This window comes from Flavobacterium phragmitis, from assembly GCF_900112575.1.
Classification (GTDB): Bacteria; Bacteroidota; Bacteroidia; order Flavobacteriales; family Flavobacteriaceae; genus Flavobacterium; species Flavobacterium phragmitis.
The window spans coordinates 75,125-94,183 of sequence record NZ_FOMH01000013.1 but is presented as its reverse complement, the minus strand read 5'-3'; the positions used below and the strand labels follow the sequence as shown (position 1 = coordinate 94,183).

Below are 19,059 nucleotides of genomic sequence, written 5' to 3'. Positions count from 1 at the left end.
AATATAAATGAATTTATCTATACTTATACCGCTTCTAAACGAGGAGGAATCACTTCAAGAGCTCTACTCATGGATCATTAAAGTGATGCAATCTAACAATTACTCTTATGAAATCATTTTTGTAGATGATGGTAGTACAGATAATTCTTGGCAGATTATTGAAGGTTTTTCTAATGAAAATCCGAATGTAAAAGGCATTCGTTTTATGAAAAACTTTGGGAAATCTCAGGCTTTACATGCTGGTTTTGCAAAAGCAAAAGGTGATGTTATCATTACAATGGATGCCGACTTACAGGACAGCCCTGATGAGATTCCGGAATTGTACGAAATGATTACGGCTCAGAAATACGATTTAGTTTCCGGATGGAAAAAGAAACGTTACGATTCTGTTGTAGCCAAAAATCTTCCTTCAAAATTATTTAACTGGGCCGCTAGAAAAACTTCTGGTGTTGAGTTAAACGATTTTAACTGCGGGTTAAAGGCCTATAAAAATGTCGTAGTTAAAAACATTGAAGTTTCGGGCGAAATGCACCGCTATATTCCTGTTTTGGCTAAAAATGCCGGATTTGGAAAAATTGGTGAAAAAGTGGTTATTCACCAGGCTCGAAAATATGGTGAAACCAAATTCGGAATGGAACGTTTTATAAACGGTTTTCTGGATTTAATTACGATTTGGTTTTTATCTCGCTTTGGAAAAAGACCAATGCACTTATTTGGAGCCATTGGTTCTATCATGTTTATCATCGGATTTTTATCTGCAGGATACATCGGTGTTTCAAAACTATACCATATGTATAATGGAATGAAGTATTCTTTGGTCACTAACAATCCTTGGTTTTATATTGCATTGACCACAATGATTTTAGGAACACAGCTTTTCCTCGCAGGTTTTTTAGGCGAAATCATTTTAAGAACCAAAAACAATGAAGAAAGATATAAAGTAGCACGCGAAGTGAATTTTTGACACCAATCAGGAAAAAATAATCTTTTTGAGTCAAATTAAGTTTTATGGAAAAACTACCTTTATTAAAACATAAACAAAAACTTACATGAACATAGCACCTAACATTTTAAACGCTGTAAATGAATGGCTGACACCAACGTTTGATCAAGAAACGCAGGCAGCAGTAAAAGAATTAATGACAACTTCTCCAAAAGACCTTGAAGAGAGTTTTTATAAAAACTTAGAATTTGGTACTGGAGGTATGAGAGGTGTTATGGGTGTTGGAAACAACAGAATCAATAAATATACATTGGGAAAAAACACTCAGGGATTATCTGATTATCTACATAAAGTTTTTCCAAACGAACCTTTAAAAGTAGTTATTGCTTACGATTGCCGTCATAACAGTAATACGCTTGCAAAAGTTGTAGCAGATGTTTTTTCTGCAAACGGAATTCAGGTTTATTTATTTTCTGATTTAAGACCAACTCCGGAATTGTCTTTCGCTCTTAAATATTTAAAATGCCAATGCGGAATTGTTCTTACCGCTTCACACAATCCACCTGAATATAATGGATATAAAGTGTATTGGCAGGATGGCGGACAAATTGTCCCTCCACAAGACGGTGAAATCATTCAAGTAATCGAAAGTTTAGATTACGATAAAATCAAATTCAATGCAAACGAAAGCTTAATTCAATATATCGATACCGAAATTGACAAAGCATTCGTAAAATCATCAATTGAAAACGCAAGTTTCAATACTCCGGCTGAAGCAAAAGACAATCTTCATATTGTTTTTACTTCTCTGCACGGAACTTCTATAAAATCTATTCCAGATGTTTTATCTCAGGCTGGTTACAAAAACGTTCACATTGTTCCTGAGCAGGCTGTTCCAGATGGAGATTTCCCAACAGTAAAATCTCCAAACCCAGAAGAACCTGAAGCTTTAACAATGGCTTTGGCATTGGCCGATAAAACAAATTCTGATATCGTTGTGGGAACAGATCCTGACTGTGACCGTTTAGGTGTTGCCGTTAGAAACAATGATGGCAAAATGATTTTATTAAACGGAAACCAAACCATGGTTCTAATGACTTCTTTCCTTTTGAAACAATGGAAAAAAGCGGGTAAAATCAACGGAAAACAATTTGTTGGATCTACTATCGTGTCGACTCCAATGATGATGGAATTGGCAACAAGCTACGGTGTTGAATGCAAAGTTGGATTAACAGGATTCAAATGGATCGCTAAAATGATCAAAGATTTCCCAGAACTTGAATTTATTGGAGGCGGTGAAGAAAGCTTTGGTTTTATGGTTGGCGATGCTGTTAGAGATAAAGATGCAGTTGCTGCTACACTATTAATATGTGAAGTTGCTGCTCAGGCAAAAGCTGCAGGAAGTTCTGTTTATAAAGAACTTTTACAGCTTTATGTTGAAAATGGTTTCTACAAAGAATATTTAGTTTCATTAACTAAAAAAGGAATGGAAGGTTTAGAAGAAATTAATCAGATGATGATTAATTTACGCCAAAATCCTTTAAAAGAAATCAATGGTCAGCGTGTGATTATGGTTGAAGATTATCAATCATCTACTGCTTTGAATTTATTGACAAATGAAGAATCTTCTATGGATATTCCAAAATCAAATGTATTGATTTATTACACTGAAGACGGTTCTAAAATTTGTGCAAGACCAAGTGGAACTGAACCGAAAATCAAATTCTACATCAGTGTAAACGCAGAATTAGAATCGGTTGCGGATTTTGATGAAGCAGAAAGTTTCTTAGATCAAAAAATACAGAACATCATTGCTGATATGCAATTGAAATAATAAAATGAGTGACAAACTCTTTATATATCTATCATAATTGTGCACACAGTGTGTGCACAATAGATTAAATTCAATTTTTAGAACTCTGATTTACATTTAAAACAAATGCAAATCAGAGTTTTTTTGATAAAAAAAAGCCAAAAAAAATTGAAACCAAACCAATTGGATTAATTTTGCGAGGTAAAAACTCAAAAAAAAACAATCTAATTATAACCAAAAAAAATGCTGCAATTCGAAAGAAACCCAGCATAACAGAAAAAAAATATTCAAATTTAAATGAGTAATTTCAAAAAAATAGTTCCTTTTATATATCCATATAAAAAATACGCATTCCTAAACATTTTCTTTAATGTTCTATATGCACTTTTCAGTACACTTTCTTTTGTATCATTAATTCCAATGGTACAGGTCTTATTTGACCAAACTAAGAGAAACACCATTAAACCAGTATATACGGGAATTAGTGAAATCAAGAAATACGGAGAAGATTCTTTGAGTTATTTCATCACAACCACAACCGATACTTATGGAGCAGGGCATACTTTGGGCATAATGGTTGCGGGTATTATTAGCATCTTCTTATTAAAAAATTTATGCGATTATCTTGCAATGTTTTTTATCAATTTCCTACGAAACGGAATATTGAGAGATATGCGAAATGCGATGTACAAAAAGACATTGGAACTACCTTTAGCCTTTTATTCTGAAAAGAGAAAGGGTGACGTTATTTCAAGAATATCGGGAGACGTAAATGAAGTACAGACTTCATTTCTAGCAATTTTGGAACTTATCGTAAAAGAACCTTTAACCATAATCTTTACGATTTTTGCCATGCTTTACATTAGTGTTAAACTAACTGTATTCGTTTTTGTTTTTATTCCGATTTCAGGTTATTTAATTTCTTTAATTGGGAAACAACTAAAAAAACAATCTACTAAAGCACAACAAGAGCAAGGTACTTTTTTATCTACAATCGAAGAAACTATTGGAGGACTGAAAGTTGTAAAAGGATACAATGCAGAAAATTACTTTAATTCTGTATTTCAAAATTCTACAGACCGTTTCTTTAAATTATCCAACAGCATTGGAAACCGACAAAATCTTGCTTCTCCTGCCAGTGAATTCATGGGAATTTTGGTTATTACAATCTTATTGTGGTTTGGAGGACAAATGGTATTAATTGACAAAACGCTAGACGCAGCTTCTTTCATTGGCTACATGAGTTTAGCGTACAACATCTTAACTCCGGCAAAAGCAATTTCTAAAGCTTCTTATGGTGTGAAAAGAGGAAATGCAGCAGCAGAACGTGTTCTTGAAGTTCTGGAACAAGAAAACACTATCGTATCAAAGGAAAATGCTGTTGAAAAAACAACTTTTGATGACAATATCAACGTTCAGAATATAAACTTTAAATACGAAGAAGAAACGGTTTTAAAAGATTTTTCTCTTCAAATCAAAAAAGGCCAAACTGTTGCACTTGTTGGCCAGTCTGGAAGTGGGAAAAGTACAATTGCTAATTTATTGACTCGCTTTTATGATGTTACAGACGGTTCAATTTCTATTGACGGAATCAACATCAAAGATATTAATCTGCAATCGCTTCGCGGTTTAATGGGATTGGTTACTCAAGACAGTATTTTATTCAATGATACGATTAAAGCCAATATTTCTTTAGGAAAATTAGACGCTACAGACGATGAAATTATCGAAGCATTAAAAATTGCTAATGCTTATGAATTTGTAAAAGATCTGCCAAAAGGAATTTATACCAATATCGGAGACAGCGGAAACAAACTTTCCGGCGGACAAAGACAACGTTTGTCTATTGCCCGTGCAGTATTGAAAAATCCACCGATTATGATTCTGGACGAAGCTACATCAGCTTTGGATACTGAAAGTGAAAAATTTGTTCAGGTTGCGCTCGAAAACATGATGCAGAACAGAACTTCGATTGTAATTGCACACCGTCTTTCAACAATTCAAAAAGCGGACGTAATTATAGTAATGCAAAAAGGAAAAATTGTTGAGAAGGGAACTCACGAAGAATTAATTGCCCACAATGGCACTTACAATAAACTGGTAACGATGCAGTCTTTCGAGTCGTAGATTTAAATCAACATCAAAATATCTTACACAGATTAAGGAAATATTAAAACTGAGTTTAATTTCTTTAATCTGTGTTTATTTTTATAACTTTAGGTTAGTTAAAGAATAAATCATTTAACCACAATAAAATGTATCTTAACAACCCTAATCTTACTCTTCCTAAAGATTCCGACACTATAGTTTGGAAATATCTTGATTTATCAAAATTCCTCGATTTACTGCTTTCTAAAAAGTTATTCATGTCACGATCTGACAAATTTGAAGATCAATATGAAGGTACTTTTAGCGAACCTACTTACGAAGAGATCAAGAAATTAGCGATCGATAATCCTGAGTTTCTTAATTATTACAAAACACACAGAGAACAAGTAGCGGTTAGCAGTTGGCATATTAACGAATACGAATCATTTGCCATGTGGCAGATTTTTACTCAAAACAGTGAAGGATTGGCAATTCAGTCTACCATCGGTCGATTGCAGAAAGCAGTTAAACCTGAAAACAATTTTGATCAGTATATTGGCGAAGTCAATTACATCGATTATAAAAAAGAATATATTCCTTTTGAAGATTTATTCTTTCCCTTTTTATTTAAAAGAAAAAGCTTTCAATACGAAAGAGAAGTCCGCATTTTAACCGACACTTCAAAAAGTACCATAAAACTCAACGATGGTCTAAAAATCAATGTCGATATTAATCAATTAATCGAAAAGATTTATATTCATCCAAAATCAGAGAACTGGTATAAAAAACTGGTAATTGAATTGGTAGAACGCCTTGGATTTGATTTTGAAATCGAAAAATCAGATTTGGAAAGTGACATATTGATCTAGAGACGCTAAGGTTCTGAGATACTGAGATACTAAGATTCTAAGTTTTCTTAGCCACAGATTAAAAGGATTAGAAGGATTCTTTTTTTCAAAACATAAATAAAGCCTGTTAAAAATTATATTTTCAACAGGCTTTATTTATCTCAAAGATTGGAAAATCTTAGTATCTTAGTATCTCAGAACCTTAGCAACTTAAATAGGTTTATAACTTTTCACTTCCCATTTTTTTGAAGCTAAATCTATGTAATTATAATGTAAAACGTCATTTTTATCAAACTGACCATTTTGGTTGGTATCTTCGATTGTTCTAAAATACAGACGGTTTTTAGATTCAATTAAATTCCAGTCTACTAATTCTTCCAGATCTGCTGAAACTTTGGTGAAATTTTCTCCGCTGATATCACTTAAGTATAAAGTTTTAATATCACTTGTATCAATTTTCCCGTCTTTGTTGGTATCAGAATCTGTAAGCGTGTAAACCATTACATTATTATGAGTTCTGTCTGCAACTGTTTTTAAATAAGTTGCAGTTAAAATCAAAACCGGTTTATCGGACAAAGGACGAATTGAATCTGAATCTACTTGTTGGAATTTCAAATTTTGCAAATAACCTGTAATTTCATATTCGCCTAAATTAGAAATCGTAAAACTCACATCATTTACACTTGAAGATCCGTAACGCGCTTTTGAACCTCTTTCAAAAACTCTTAAATCTCCAACAGGATGAATCAAGTAATTAGTTCCTTCCATCTGAATTGGAAGATCTGCAATTTCAATTTGAGTCGTATCTGTTTTTGCAATACTTACTTTGTTTGAAACATCATAACTTACTTTTGGCTTTTTTACTTCCTCTCGACAACTAATTACGGTTCCCACAAGGATTAGGGCGATATATTTAAAATACTTTTTCATCTACAACGATTATATACGATTATCAAATATACTATTTTTGATTGTAATTTCTGTTTTTATTGAATTTTACTAGCGCAAAGATGTTGAGTAGAACAATTCCTAGATAACCTAGAAAAATAAGCCAATTCTTTTTGTACAAAGAAAGCTGATAAGCTTGTTCCCTTTCTTTCTCTTCTTTTAGCCAGAAATCTTTATTGGCTTCATAATAACCACAAGTTATTACATGATAATTATTTTTATTTGGTTTTGGTTTTGGGCTTGCTAGCACATAAATATCATTCTCAAATAAAGCCCAAGTCGGCACTTTTTCTTCTGCTACCAAATTAATAACATTAACAAAAGTATCATAATCTGTTTTTGATCCAAAATGAATTTTAGCACCATTTATAGTGTCATACTTTTTCACTATATCTCGAACAAAAAATCTTAATTCTTTTACTTTGTCGAGTTCTTTTAATTTTACATCATTAAAATCAAATCTTTTATACTTTCTTAAATCTGCAATTTTATATTTTTCAAATTCTTCTTTATTAGAAACCATTAAATCTAAGGATCCATAAACCATAAAAGCATCAACTTTAAAAAAATGATAAAAACAAAACAGCGGAATCAAAACCAAAGAAATCATTCCTGGAACGTAAAAAATCTTTTTCCTTTTTTTACGTTTTTCTATCATAACCTCGCATTAATCTTAACGTTAAAAACTCTCGAAGTCATATAATTTGGAATTGCATATTGATTTTTTGAATACACATCACGAACCCAAGTATTGGTAATCGCATTTTGATTATTAAAAAGATTAAAAATTTCTAATCCTACAGCCAATTCTTTGAAGTTTTTTAGCCAGCCTTTTTTCGTATTCTGCGTACTGCTGTCCACAAAAACTTTAGCAAAACCAATATCAGCTCTTCTGTAATCATTTAATCTGCTTTGATACAAATACGGATCTGAATAAGCTGGTGCTCCACCCGGAAGACCTGTATTGTAAACTAAATTCAGATATACTTTTACACTTGGAATATTCGGCATATAATCCTGAAACAACATTGCAAATTTCAATCGCTGATCTGTCGGACGGGCAATATATCCTTTGTTTTCGTAATTTTCTTCCGTTTTCATATAACCAAAACTCACCCAGGATTCTGTTCCGGGAACAAATTCTCCATTCAGTCTAAAATCTAAACCTTGAGCATAGGCTTTCGCATTATTATTGGCTACATAACGAATTCGGACATTATCAATCGAATATACATTGACATCAGAAAGTGATTTATAATACAGCTCAGTCACCCATTTAAAAGGACGGTTCCACATTCTAAAATTATAATCGTTACTCAAAACGACATGAACCGCTTCCTGCGCTTTTACATTCGGATTTACCACTCCATCCAAATCACGAAGTTCTCTGTAAAACGGCGGTTGGTGATATAATCCTCCAGAAATCCTAAAAACCATATCACGATCCCAATCTGGTTTCATGGCAAACTGTGCACGTGGACTTAAAACAGTCTGATTTTTCCCTTCTTCTGAAGCTCCTGAAACATTCCAACTTTGAAAACGAGCTCCAAGATGATACCAAACTCTGCTTGAACCTATTTCAGATTGTTTGTTCCATTGTGCATAACCTGAAAATCTATTGATGGTATTGAAATTCGTGGCACGAATATCCTGATATGGCAACAAAGGTCCCGTGTAAGGAGTGTACGGCTGATTATTTTCTGGCAAAATTGCAATTGGCGGATTTATAGAAAATCCGGCAGAATCAATCATTTCCCACTCTACTACTCTATCACGAATGGATTCTCTCGTATATTTTAAGCCAAATTCCAACTGACTTTCTTTCCACTCTTTTGTCCCTTTTAATTCGATATTAGCAATTAATGCATCCAAATCATTTCGGGCATGATTCAGTTGTGAACCAATTCCGCGAGTGAAATCAATTGTGGATGGATCAGTTGGATTTTCAGGATCAACATTTCCCAAACGATATTGTGCTAAAATATCAAAATGTTCTTTTTCGGTTGTATGAAATAAAGATCCAATTAATTTTAGCGTAAGCGAAGGCGAAGCTTTATAAGTAGTTTTTAAAGCCCCGAAATACGTATCATATTGATCTTTTTCCTGCCCCTGATAATAAACCGCAAGCGCCATAGGCTGATCAATTGTGCCGAATTTAGTTTCGCGAGTTAAAGGCTGATACAAATATTTATTTTCCGAAATATTTCCGAGAAAACTCATCTGCCATTTTTCAGAAATGTCATAATTAATATTGGTCTGAATATCTGCAAAAGTTGGCGTATAATTGGTTTGCGTATCCTGGCTATTCACCAACAGACTATTATTTCGGTAACGAACTCCCGTTACAGCTGACCATTTTTTATTTTTAGAAACCAAATCTACAGAAGCGCTTCCACCCAAAAAACTGGCTTCAAAAGAAGCACCAAACTGAGTTGGTTTTCTGTACGTAATATCTAAAACCGAAGACAATTTATCGCCAAATTTTGCCTGAAATCCACCAGCAGAAAAATCGACATTCTGCACTAAATCCGTATTAGTAAAGCTTAAACCTTCCTGTTGTCCTGAACGAATTAAAAACGGACGGTATACTTCAACCTCGTTTACATAAACCAGATTTTCGTCATAATTTCCTCCACGAACCATGTACTGTGTACTTAATTCATTATTGGAATTGACACCTGGAAGGGTTTTCAATACATTCTCTATCCCCGCATTCGCGCCCGGAATCTTTTTTATAGTTTCGGCATCAATCGTTGCAATTCCCTGAACTCGTTTTCTATTTCCAGAAGAAACAAAAACCTCTCCCATTTGCTCCTGCGAATTGTTCATAATCGGATTAAAAACGAAAACTTCATTTGTCTTTAAACTAACCGTTAAACTGATCATTTTTAAAGAAACGTGGGTAAATATCAAAGAGACCTTTCTATTGGAAGGAACTGTAATTTCAAAAAAACCATTTGAATCAGATTGTACTGAATTTCCCTGCGAAGAAACATTGACACTTGATACTGGATGTTTTTCTGAATCTAAAATTACTCCTTTAACACTGGCAGTCTGTGCTAGTGAAATACAGCCGACGAGTACGAAAAGAAAAGCGAATATAAACCTGTTATGACTCAAAGATTAGGATTTTATTTTTTTTGACTTCTAAAAAAATGAGTCTCAAAGATAGTAGTATTTCCTACATTATCGACAACTTCAACTTTTAAATCATTGGCACCTTCATTCAATAAAGCATCATCAAAAACATGCGTAATCCTTCTGGCTTTGTTTTCATATTCAAACAAAACCCAATTTCCGTTGATATAACCGTTATATGATTTTATTCCTGACAAAGAATCGCTAATAGTAAAATCAATTTTCTTTTGATCACTAATCCATTTGTCCTGAATCGGCTTTGCAATTTTCACAGTAGGCGCAATGGTATCCAAAACCAATCCGTATGTCCCTAAAATCTTAGCATTGGCTGTAAAAACATCACCTTTTCTAATTGTTCCGTTATGACTTGTTCCTCTTCCGATATACAATTTATCTCTTAAATTTTCCGGATAAGAATCGTCTTTTATCGTTATGGTGAAATTGGAATGAACTGGAACGGTATCATCATGAATGTAGAGTTTTTTATTTCGAACATCAAAGTTCATCTTAAAATCTTCATAAAAAGTTCCCGCTGGAAAAAATACCGACATATTATCTTTTTCGAAATTAGAATCTTTATTATATCGAACAAAATAGGGAGAAGTAACCGGTTCAGGATTTACAATTGGCGTTGCGCTATCAAACTCAATTGGCACAGTAACCGTTCTTAAATTTCCAAAATAATCAGAAACTTCTATTCTGTAAGTCGAGGCCAGATTCGGCTCTGCTTTTATAATACCTCGAAGCGAATCTGTTTTAATGATACTTAAAGCAAAAGGCGTTTTCATAAAAAGCTTCTGTACACGCTGACTTGTTTTTTTGTATCTCGAATAATCAATAAAAGCATTGATGTAACGCATTTCATCAAAAGAATACGTATTAAACTGATAATTGTAATTTTGATTTCCGTTTAAAAAACTAGTCACATTAAAAACACCATTTTTATTAAAAGAAACGTCATCTGTATCTATGGCATTGATACCGAAACCAATTTTTCCGTTTGCTTTTACTTTTGAAGCTAAATAATTCCCATCTTTTTGAAGTGTCATTGCTAATAACAAAGGCTGCTTAGACTGATTCACCGTCGCGTTATCCAAAGGATAAACATACAAACTCGACAAAGTTGGCTTTTTGGTATCTTTTATATTTTGGTCAAAGCCAAAGAAAATTGGATTGATTACAAATTCTGTTTTAGTATCACGAATTTCGAAGTGAAGATGTGGCCCTTCTGACGAACCTGTGTTACCAGACAAACCTATGATCTGACCTTTTGTTACCGGAAGTTCATTTGGTTTTGGGAACATCTCAATTTCATACGCTTTCTCTTTGTAATGAGTTGCCTTTACATAATCTAAAATGGCTCCAACTGGAGTCTGCAAATGTCCATAAACAGAAGTATATCCGTTAGCATGTGTAATGTAAATACATTTACCATTTCCAAAAGTTGAAATCTTAATTCTCGACACATAACCATCAGCAATTGCATGAACACTCAAGCCTTCCCTCTGATTGGTTTTTAAATCAAAACCAGCATGAAAATGGTTTGGTCGTAACTCTCCAAAATTACCGGAAAGCTGCATCGGGATATCAAGCGGAGGGCGGAAATAATCTTTAGGATATTGCGTTTGAGCAAATAGAAAATTACAAATCAAAAGGGTAAGTACAGAAAATCTCATAAGCAACATTTTTGCTAATATAAGCAAAAATCAAGTAAAAAAAGCAAGTAAAAAACTACAAAAAATACAATTAACTGAAAAACATTGATTTATCTATTTTAATGCAAAAAAATCGATAAAAAATTGCATTAATAAAAAGGAATATTAACTTTGTAGGATTAAGTAATGAATAGGATGTATAATGAGTGTAATTGCAGAAATAATTGATACTCTTGAATATAAAGTTGAAAAGCTTTTTGAAAAATCAAAAGGTTTAGAGAAAAATAATCAAGCATTACGATTAGAACTAGCCAAAGCTGTGCAAATTATCCAGAAACAATCTGAAGAAATTGAAGCTTTGAAAAAGCAAAATGAGACACTTAAGATAGCCAATTCATTGCTTGGCAGCGACAATAACAAGAGAGAGACAAAGCTTAAAATAAATTCATTAATTCGCGAAATTGATTACTGTATAGCACAATTATCAGATTAGTAATATGGACGGAAAGCTTAAAATTAAAATATCAATTGCAGACCGAGTTTACCCTTTGACGGTTGAACCCGCTCAGGAAGAAGGACTTAGAAGTGCTTCAAAAAAAATTGATGCGATGATAAAGCAGTTCGAAGAAAATTATGCGGTTCGTGATAAACAAGACGTTCTTGCCATGTGTGCACTACAATTTGCATCGCAGGTAGAACAAAAACAAATTGATAACGCAATCGATGGAGAAGAAACTATCGAAAGAATTAAAAGATTAAACACGCTTTTAGATCAATATCTCGAAAATTAAACGTTCTTTACAGAAACTAAGATACTGCCTACATTAGTTCACATTTGGTAAACTCAACACTAACAATTTAGAATGAGCAAATCGTCGCTACTATAGTATGCCCTCCTTTTGGCTGGGAAACTTGAACAGTGAGTTAGCTCAAAACTTGTCTTTACGAGTTTATACAAGCAATTAATGTAGGCTTTTTTTATATATAAACCCTAATAAACATGGACATCATAACGATCATTATTGGTATTGTAGGTATTGCGGCAGGTTTTGCAATAGCTAAAATTATCGAGAAAAGTAATATTTCAAACCTCATCAAAAACGCTAAAAAAGAAGCTGCTTCAATCCTAAAAGACGCTAATTTAGAAGCTGAAAATATTAAAAAAGATAAAATCCTTCAAGCAAAAGAGCGTTTTATCGAATTGAAATCGGAACACGAACAAGTTATTTTAGCACGCGATAAAAAAGTGGCTGAAGTAGAAAAACGCGTTCGCGATAAAGAATCTCAAGTTTCAAATGAACTTTCTAAAGCTAAAAAAGTCAATGACGATTTTGAGGCTAAAACTGCTGAATACAACAATAAAATTGAAGTTTTAGACAAAAAACAAGCTGAAGTTGACAAACTTCACAAAAGCCAGTTACAGCAATTAGAAGTAATCTCTGGTCTTTCTGCCGAAGAAGCAAAAGAGCAATTGGTGGAAGGTTTAAAAGCTGAAGCTAAAACTAAAGCTATGTCTCATATTCAAGAAACTATTGAAGAGGCAAAATTGACTGCACAGCAAGAAGCTAAAAAAATTATCATTAATACGATCCAAAGAGTTGGAACGGAAGAAGCGGTAGAAAACTGCGTTTCTGTTTTCAACATTGAATCTGACGATGTAAAAGGTAGAATTATCGGACGTGAAGGACGTAACATTAGAGCACTTGAAGCAGCAACTGGAGTTGAAATTATTGTTGACGACACGCCAGAAGCAATCATTCTTTCTTGTTTTGATCCTGTTCGTAGAGAGATTGCTCGTTTGTCTTTACACAAATTAGTAACTGACGGACGTATTCACCCAGCAAGAATCGAAGAAGTTGTTGCTAAAACAGCAAAACAAATCGATGACGAAATTATCGAAGTTGGTAAACGTACTGTAATCGACTTAGGAATTCACGGTTTACACCCGGAATTAATTAAAGTTGTAGGTAGAATGAAATACCGTTCTTCTTACGGACAAAACTTATTGCAGCACTCAAGAGAGGTTTCTAAACTTTGCGGTATCATGGCTGCAGAATTAGGATTAAATGTGAAATTGGCAAAAAGAGCTGGTTTATTACACGATATTGGAAAAGTGCCTGATACAGAAAGTGATTTACCACACGCATTATTAGGTATGCAGTGGGCTGAGAAATATGGTGAAAAAGAAGAAGTATGCAACGCTATTGGAGCTCACCACGACGAGATTGAAATGAAATCATTACTTTCTCCAATTATCCAAGTTTGTGATGCTATTTCTGGAGCTAGACCAGGTGCAAGACGTCAGGTTCTTGACTCTTACATCCAGCGTTTGAAAGACCTTGAAGATGTAGCTTACGGATTCAGTGGCGTTAAAAATGCTTACGCCATCCAAGCAGGTAGAGAACTTCGTGTAATTGTAGAAAGCGAAAAAGTTTCTGATGATAATGCTGCAAACTTATCTTTCGAAATTTCACAAAAAATCCAAACAGAAATGACTTATCCTGGACAGGTTAAAGTAACAGTTATCAGAGAAACAAGAGCTGTTAATATTGCTAAATAATCGAGGATATATTACATAAAAAGAAAGGCTGTCATTTGACAGCCTTTTTTTTTATCTCTAATTTAGACTTCACATATCATTAAAAACGATTTTAAAGCTTGTCCCCACTCCCACTTCACTTTCTACCAAAACTGTCCCTTTCATCGCCTCTATTTGATTTCTGGTAATATATAATCCAATCCCACGAGCTTCTTCGTGTTTATGAAATGTTTTATACATTCCAAATAATAAATCTCCGTACACTTTCAAATCAATTCCTAATCCGTTATCGGTAATTTTGAGAGATTTAAAACCTTCCGGTTCCAATGCAAAATCAAACACTATCACTGGATCTCTATCTGGATGCGCATATTTGATGGCATTGGTTGTAAAATTCAATAAAACACTCTCCATATACGCTGGATTAAAATTAATGGTCAAATACTTCGGAACATTATTTATTATGGTTACGTTTCGTTGTTTATCATATCCTTTGATGGTTGAAATCGTTTTTTCGATATACTCACACAACTTTAACGGCACAACCGCAATATTGATATTGCTCTGTGTTTTTACAATCTGTGTTAGATTAGAAATGGTTTCATTTAAATCATTCGAAACCGTTCTCAAATGCTCCAGCATTTCTTCTACAGTTTGCCTGCTCACATCGGCATCAATAAAATCTAAAATCGACTTTATATTACCGGCCTGAGTATTTAAATTATGTGAAACGATATGCGAAAAATTGAGCAAACGACTATTTTGATCGCTATACAATTTCATTGTTTTGATAAGATCAAGCTCTTTTTCTTTCTGAGCAGAAACATCGGTATGCGTACCGATTACACGTAAAGGTTTTCCATTTTCATCACGCTTAATCACTTTACCGCGATCCAAAATCCATTTGTAATTACCGCTAGAAGTCATTACACGATGATAATTTTCATAGTACGGAATTTTATTATCAAAATGTTCCTGAATGTCCGAGTAATATTTTGGCAAATCGTCTGGATGAACAATTTTATCCCAGCGTTCCGGATCGTCAAAAATATCAGTAGATTCCAGTTCTAAAATTTTAAGCGAAAGCGAAGAATAAAAGACTCTATTGGTTACCATATCCCAATCCCAAATTCCAGCAGTAGAAGCATCAAGAGCAAATTGAAAACGTTCTTCGGATATCCTAAGCTTTTCTTCTTTGTCTTTTAAATCTGTTATATCCGAAACATGTCCATAAAAAACAACATTGCCATCCATAGCCAATTCTGTTTTCGCCACAATTTTAAACCAGCGGATTCCTTTTTTAGGAAGCATAGCTCTGAACTCTATTTCCCAAGGGGTAATTTCTTTTCTGGCTTTAACCAAAGATTGAAAAAAATACTCACGATCCTGCGGTACAATCCTATTGTAAATTACAAGCCTTATATCATCAGTAAAATCAGTGGCAGAGAGTTCAAATATTTCATCAGCCGACTTGCTTACGAGCGGGAATGAATAATTATTGTCAGTATCAATAATAAATTGAAAAAGTAAGTCAGGCATTTCGGCCAACAATTTTTTATAAAAATTATTTACCTCCAAGCAATCGTCATTTCCATATAAATCAAAAACCATATACTACTTCTTTATGTAAATAAAATATTCAGATTTTTTTCTTTAAAAAAGAGAGAAAAATCACAACTTCTTTCATTATTGTTTTTATTACAACAACATTTTAACACAATATATAAATTTTTACAACAAAACAAACGCTACTTTCAAAAAATTATTTTCTTGGATGAAAACTATGCATCACTTCTTTTAAGAAACTGCGATCTAAATGCACATAAATTTCTGTTGTTGTAATTGATTCGTGACCGAGCATTAGTTGGATTGACCTTAAATCTGCGCCATTTTCGAGTAAATGTGTCGCAAAAGAATGTCGTAGTGTATGGGGACTTATACTTTTTTTCAAACCTATTTTTTGAGCCAGATCTTTAATAATAGTAAAAATCATGGCTCTTGTTAGTTGATTTCCTCTCCTATTTAGAAATAAGGTATCTTCAGCACCTTTTTTAATCGTTTGGTGTGATCGAACGGCATTTCTATAAATATCAATATACTTTTGGGTTAATGAGCCGATTGGCACAAATCGCTCTTTGTTTCCTTTACCTGTAATTTTAATAAAACCTTCATCAAAATACAAATCAGAAATTTTAAGAGTTGTCAACTCCGAAACACGAAGCCCACAGCCATATAATGTTTCCAGAATCGCTCTATTTCGCTCACCTTCATTGGTACTTAAATCAATCGCATCAATTAAATTGTCAATTTCTTCAAGCGATAAAGTATCTGGAAGTTTACGCCCCGTTTTAGGTGCTTCGATTAATTCTAAAGGGTTATCATTTCTGTAATCTTCAAAAACCAAATAATTAAAGAAACTTTTCAGTCCCGAAATAATACGTGCCTGAGATCTTGGATTTACCTCTTTTGCAACACTGTAAATAAACTGCTGCAATATTTCATCGGAAATTTTAATTGGGGAAACATCTATTTGATTGGTTTCTAAGAAAAGACACAGACGTTCGATATCAAAGCTGTAGTTTTCAATCGTGTTTTTAGACAAACCTCTTTCTATCCTCAAATACGATTGATAATCTTTAATATATCTGCTCCAATTCATACTTACAAAGTAAGTGATTTTTTGGGATAAAAATGTCTCATACAATGAGATAAAAAAAGAGGCTGTCTCAAAAGTGAGACAGCCTCTTTTAGTTATACGTGTTTAGAAAGTTTAGAATTTATAAGCAGCATAAACAGCAAAGTTACTGTTCTTTGAACTATCTAAATAATCTTCCAAATCCTCATTATCATTATCATAAACTCCTGATAGACCTAAAGTATAACGAACTCCTGCAGAGAAATTATCAGTAAAATTATAACCAGCTCCAAAGTTAAATCCGAAATCAGCAGATTTGTAGATATCTTTAGCGTCTTCGCCTTCAATTTTAGCAGAGACTAAGAAACCTAATTGAGGTCCCGCTTCCACAGTAAACTGTTTAGTAATGTAGAATTTAGCCAAAACTGGTATATTTATATAATTTAATTTTGCATCATATTTTCCAAATACATCTTCAAATCGAGCTCCCTGAGCAGAAAACAAAAGCTCTGGCTGAATTGCCAATCTTTCAATAACTTTTATTTCAGCAAAACCTCCAACATGAAAACCCACTAATGATTTAGTATCATCTTCATATTCTCCCGTTAAGGTTGAAAGATTTAAACCTCCTTTTACTCCAAATCTAGTTTCCTGAGCATTGGTAAATGCAAATGCCATTACTGCAATGGCAGATAAAATTATTTTTTTCATTCTTATTTGTTTTGGGTTAAATTAATTTTCATATCAAATATAAAAATATTCTTCATAAAAACTAATTTGGATTTTAACAAATAAAATAGTAATAAGAATACAAATTGTTAAATGAGAAATAATTACTTCCAAAACTTTAGATACAAAATATAAAAAAGCCCTCCTCAAATGAGGAAGGCCTTTAAAAAAACTAAATCAAATGTTTTTTTATCGTTGTATTAGAATTTGTAAATTACTCCGAAACTTACATCACGTAAATCAGTACCAAAACCAAAGCTATTAGCTTTTTCAGCACCATGTCCTCCATTATTGTTTACACTGTACCCTAAACCAAGCCAATTAGCTTCAATCGCAAAATGGTTAGATAAGAAATAGCTTAAACCTAAACCAACATTAGCTCCAATTTCGTTTTCTTTGTAATCACCAGGTTTAGTTTTTGTATTAGTATAATCTAAACCAGCTTGAGCAAAAACTGAAAACTGAGAAGCAGGAGTAAAATAATATCTTCCAAATGCGCCAACTGTAAATTCATTTTTTTTCAAGTCCAATTCATTCTTACTAGAGCCAAATCCTAATTTACCTCCAATAGCAATGTTTTCAGATACAAAATAACCTACACTAGGAACAACTGTAAAGTTACTAGTTTTAGCATCTCCTTGTTTTGTTGACCCTACAGATAAGGCTCCAGAGATAAATGTATCTCCTTTAGAAAACCCTCCTGTTTGTGCATTAGCAAATCCAAAAGCCATAACTGCAATAGCAGCTAAAAATAATTTTTTCATGTTTTAATTTTTTAATTACTTAGGCCAAAACTAAGATTAGACCTACAAAAAAATAGTCCATCAGAAGTTAAAAAAACAACAAAATAAGACAGAAAAAAACACCTCAAAACAAAACTGAAAATCAACAATATAACTGTAAAAATCATCGTTTAACTCCTCAAAAAACAAAATATAGTGGGAATTTTAGTAATTATTTAATCTAAATTATAAGGCAATAAAATGCTAAATATGTAGTTTTGAACTTTAGAATAACATTTAAATACCAAAAATTTAAAAAACATTTTTATGAAAAAAATAATTGTAGCCGCTGTATTGTTCCTTGCAACATCAGCAACGATGAACGCCCAATTTGTACAAATCGGGGTAAAAGCTGGGGTTAACTTTGCTAACCAAACTGGAGGTTCTGACTTTAATGGAATTTCAGTTGACAAAGAAGGTATTACAAATTTCCACGGAGGTCTTGTAGCAGAACTTAAATTATTAGAAAAATTCTCCATTCAGCCAGAGCTTTTGTATACTACACAAGGAGCTACATATAAAAATGCTATTGATGAATTTAAAAACGAAATGGGTTACATCGCTATTCCAGTAATGGCGAAAATCTACATGACCAAATCGCTTAGCTTAGAACTTGGTCCACAAGCTTCTTTTCTTGTAAGCAATAAAAAAGAGTTTGACGTTGCAGATCCAAAAACATTTGACTTTTCTCTTAACGCAGGTTTAGGATTAAAAGTAGTTGGAGGTCTTTTTGTTCAGGCTCGTTACGGAATTGGTCTGACAGAAATTTCAAAAGAAGCTGACTTTAAAAACTCTGTATTCCAACTTTCAGCTGGATACATGTTCTAAAAGAATATCACATACTTTTATAAAAACCGTTCTATTAATTAGAGCGGTTTTTTTATTTTTACACAATTCAATGGCAATGACAAAAATCAATTTCAATAGCAATGTCAAAAGTC

16 protein-coding genes are annotated in these 19,059 nt (G+C 33.2%); 8 read left to right on the top strand and 8 right to left on the bottom strand.

The features are described from left to right. Nucleotides 1–7 precede the first annotated feature (7 nt). The 4 genes from BM289_RS21205 (at nucleotide 8) to BM289_RS21190 (ending at nucleotide 5,713) form a co-directional block, all read left to right on the top strand. The gene (locus BM289_RS21205) at nucleotides 8–964 is read left to right on the top strand and encodes a glycosyltransferase family 2 protein (RefSeq protein ID WP_091497330.1); all 957 of its coding nucleotides are present in this window, start codon (nucleotides 8–10) and stop codon (nucleotides 962–964) included. An 85-nt stretch (nucleotides 965–1,049) separates the two neighbouring features. After that, nucleotides 1,050–2,777: a phospho-sugar mutase gene (locus tag BM289_RS21200; RefSeq protein ID WP_091497328.1), complete on the top strand. Its 1,728-nt coding sequence runs from the start codon at nucleotides 1,050–1,052 to the stop codon at nucleotides 2,775–2,777. A 276-nt stretch (nucleotides 2,778–3,053) separates the two neighbouring features. After that, complete coding sequence (locus BM289_RS21195; RefSeq protein ID WP_091497326.1) at nucleotides 3,054–4,883, top strand: ABC transporter ATP-binding protein; 1,830 nt, start codon at nucleotides 3,054–3,056, stop codon at nucleotides 4,881–4,883. 128 nt (nucleotides 4,884–5,011) lie between these two features. Beyond that, a complete protein-coding gene (locus BM289_RS21190; RefSeq protein WP_091497323.1) occupies nucleotides 5,012–5,713 on the top strand; it encodes a DUF2971 domain-containing protein in 702 nt (233 codons plus the stop codon). A gap of 189 nt (nucleotides 5,714–5,902) precedes the next feature. On the opposite strand, the gene BM289_RS21185 is transcribed toward BM289_RS21190, so the two are convergent. From BM289_RS21185 to BM289_RS21170, 4 genes are read right to left on the bottom strand one after another with little or no spacing between them, the layout of a single operon-like run. After that, nucleotides 5,903–6,622 (bottom strand): CREC-EF hand family protein, encoded by a 720-nt coding sequence (locus tag BM289_RS21185; RefSeq protein ID WP_091497321.1) that lies wholly within the window; start codon nucleotides 6,620–6,622, stop codon nucleotides 5,903–5,905. A gap of 31 nt (nucleotides 6,623–6,653) precedes the next feature. Further along, on the bottom strand, nucleotides 6,654–7,298 hold the full coding sequence (locus BM289_RS21180; protein WP_091497318.1) for a hypothetical protein: 645 nt from the start codon (nucleotides 7,296–7,298) through the stop codon (nucleotides 6,654–6,656). Further along, on the bottom strand, nucleotides 7,295–9,760 hold the full coding sequence (locus BM289_RS21175) for a TonB-dependent receptor (RefSeq protein WP_091497316.1): 2,466 nt from the start codon (nucleotides 9,758–9,760) through the stop codon (nucleotides 7,295–7,297). The genes BM289_RS21180 and BM289_RS21175 overlap by 4 nt, the downstream gene beginning before the upstream one ends. A gap of 11 nt (nucleotides 9,761–9,771) precedes the next feature. Further along, complete coding sequence (locus BM289_RS21170; protein WP_091497527.1) at nucleotides 9,772–11,454, bottom strand: M23 family metallopeptidase; 1,683 nt, start codon at nucleotides 11,452–11,454, stop codon at nucleotides 9,772–9,774. A 181-nt stretch (nucleotides 11,455–11,635) separates the two neighbouring features. Between BM289_RS21170 and BM289_RS21165 the strand changes: the two genes are divergently transcribed. From BM289_RS21165 to rny, 3 genes are all read left to right on the top strand, one after another. Beyond that, nucleotides 11,636–11,926: a hypothetical protein gene (locus BM289_RS21165; RefSeq protein ID WP_091497313.1), complete on the top strand. Its 291-nt coding sequence runs from the start codon at nucleotides 11,636–11,638 to the stop codon at nucleotides 11,924–11,926. A 4-nt stretch (nucleotides 11,927–11,930) separates the two neighbouring features. Next, a complete protein-coding gene (locus tag BM289_RS21160; RefSeq protein ID WP_091497311.1) occupies nucleotides 11,931–12,224 on the top strand; it encodes a cell division protein ZapA in 294 nt (97 codons plus the stop codon). Nucleotides 12,225–12,433: 209 nt separating this feature from the next. Next, on the top strand, nucleotides 12,434–13,993 hold the full coding sequence (gene rny / locus BM289_RS21155; RefSeq protein WP_091497308.1) for a ribonuclease Y: 1,560 nt from the start codon (nucleotides 12,434–12,436) through the stop codon (nucleotides 13,991–13,993). Nucleotides 13,994–14,062: 69 nt separating this feature from the next. On the opposite strand, the gene BM289_RS21150 is transcribed toward rny, so the two are convergent. The 4 genes from BM289_RS21150 to BM289_RS21135 all read right to left on the bottom strand — a co-directional run bounded on the left by BM289_RS21150 (nucleotide 14,063) and on the right by BM289_RS21135 (nucleotide 18,100). Then, entirely contained in the window at nucleotides 14,063–15,583 is a 1,521-nt protein-coding gene (locus BM289_RS21150) for a sensor histidine kinase (RefSeq protein WP_091497306.1), read from the bottom strand. Between the two features lie 151 nt (nucleotides 15,584–15,734). Then, nucleotides 15,735–16,631 carry a site-specific tyrosine recombinase XerD gene (xerD, locus tag BM289_RS21145; protein WP_091497304.1) on the bottom strand — a complete coding sequence of 299 codons (897 nt, stop codon included), beginning with the start codon at nucleotides 16,629–16,631 and terminating at the stop codon, nucleotides 15,735–15,737. Nucleotides 16,632–16,742: 111 nt separating this feature from the next. Continuing rightward, nucleotides 16,743–17,318 (bottom strand): porin family protein, encoded by a 576-nt coding sequence (locus BM289_RS21140; RefSeq protein WP_091497302.1) that lies wholly within the window; start codon nucleotides 17,316–17,318, stop codon nucleotides 16,743–16,745. Between the two features lie 218 nt (nucleotides 17,319–17,536). Further along, nucleotides 17,537–18,100 carry an outer membrane beta-barrel protein gene (locus BM289_RS21135; protein ID WP_091497300.1) on the bottom strand — a complete coding sequence of 188 codons (564 nt, stop codon included), beginning with the start codon at nucleotides 18,098–18,100 and terminating at the stop codon, nucleotides 17,537–17,539. A gap of 285 nt (nucleotides 18,101–18,385) precedes the next feature. Between BM289_RS21135 and BM289_RS21130 the strand changes: the two genes are divergently transcribed. Further along, nucleotides 18,386–18,946 carry a porin family protein gene (locus tag BM289_RS21130; protein WP_091497297.1) on the top strand — a complete coding sequence of 187 codons (561 nt, stop codon included), beginning with the start codon at nucleotides 18,386–18,388 and terminating at the stop codon, nucleotides 18,944–18,946. Nucleotides 18,947–19,059: the final 113 nt, after the last annotated feature.

What these genes read in the sequence shown, in the direction of transcription:
- BM289_RS21205 (WP_091497330.1), top strand. Translation starts at nt 8, where the DNA reads ATGAATTTATCTATACTTATACCGCTTCTAAACGAGGAGGAATCACTT.
- xerD (WP_091497304.1), bottom strand. Translation starts at nt 16,631, where the DNA reads ATGAATTGGAGCAGATATATTAAAGATTATCAATCGTATTTGAGGATA.
- rny (WP_091497308.1), top strand. Translation starts at nt 12,434, where the DNA reads ATGGACATCATAACGATCATTATTGGTATTGTAGGTATTGCGGCAGGT.
- BM289_RS21180 (WP_091497318.1), bottom strand. Translation starts at nt 7,298, where the DNA reads ATGATAGAAAAACGTAAAAAAAGGAAAAAGATTTTTTACGTTCCAGGA.
- BM289_RS21170 (WP_091497527.1), bottom strand. Translation starts at nt 11,454, where the DNA reads ATGAGATTTTCTGTACTTACCCTTTTGATTTGTAATTTTCTATTTGCT.
- BM289_RS21130 (WP_091497297.1), top strand. Translation starts at nt 18,386, where the DNA reads ATGAAAAAAATAATTGTAGCCGCTGTATTGTTCCTTGCAACATCAGCA.
- BM289_RS21135 (WP_091497300.1), bottom strand. Translation starts at nt 18,100, where the DNA reads ATGAAAAAATTATTTTTAGCTGCTATTGCAGTTATGGCTTTTGGATTT.
- BM289_RS21165 (WP_091497313.1), top strand. Translation starts at nt 11,636, where the DNA reads ATGAGTGTAATTGCAGAAATAATTGATACTCTTGAATATAAAGTTGAA.
- BM289_RS21190 (WP_091497323.1), top strand. Translation starts at nt 5,012, where the DNA reads ATGTATCTTAACAACCCTAATCTTACTCTTCCTAAAGATTCCGACACT.
- BM289_RS21185 (WP_091497321.1), bottom strand. Translation starts at nt 6,622, where the DNA reads ATGAAAAAGTATTTTAAATATATCGCCCTAATCCTTGTGGGAACCGTA.
- BM289_RS21140 (WP_091497302.1), bottom strand. Translation starts at nt 17,318, where the DNA reads ATGAAAAAAATAATTTTATCTGCCATTGCAGTAATGGCATTTGCATTT.
- BM289_RS21195 (WP_091497326.1), top strand. Translation starts at nt 3,054, where the DNA reads ATGAGTAATTTCAAAAAAATAGTTCCTTTTATATATCCATATAAAAAA.
- BM289_RS21150 (WP_091497306.1), bottom strand. Translation starts at nt 15,583, where the DNA reads ATGGTTTTTGATTTATATGGAAATGACGATTGCTTGGAGGTAAATAAT.
- BM289_RS21200 (WP_091497328.1), top strand. Translation starts at nt 1,050, where the DNA reads ATGAACATAGCACCTAACATTTTAAACGCTGTAAATGAATGGCTGACA.
- BM289_RS21160 (WP_091497311.1), top strand. Translation starts at nt 11,931, where the DNA reads ATGGACGGAAAGCTTAAAATTAAAATATCAATTGCAGACCGAGTTTAC.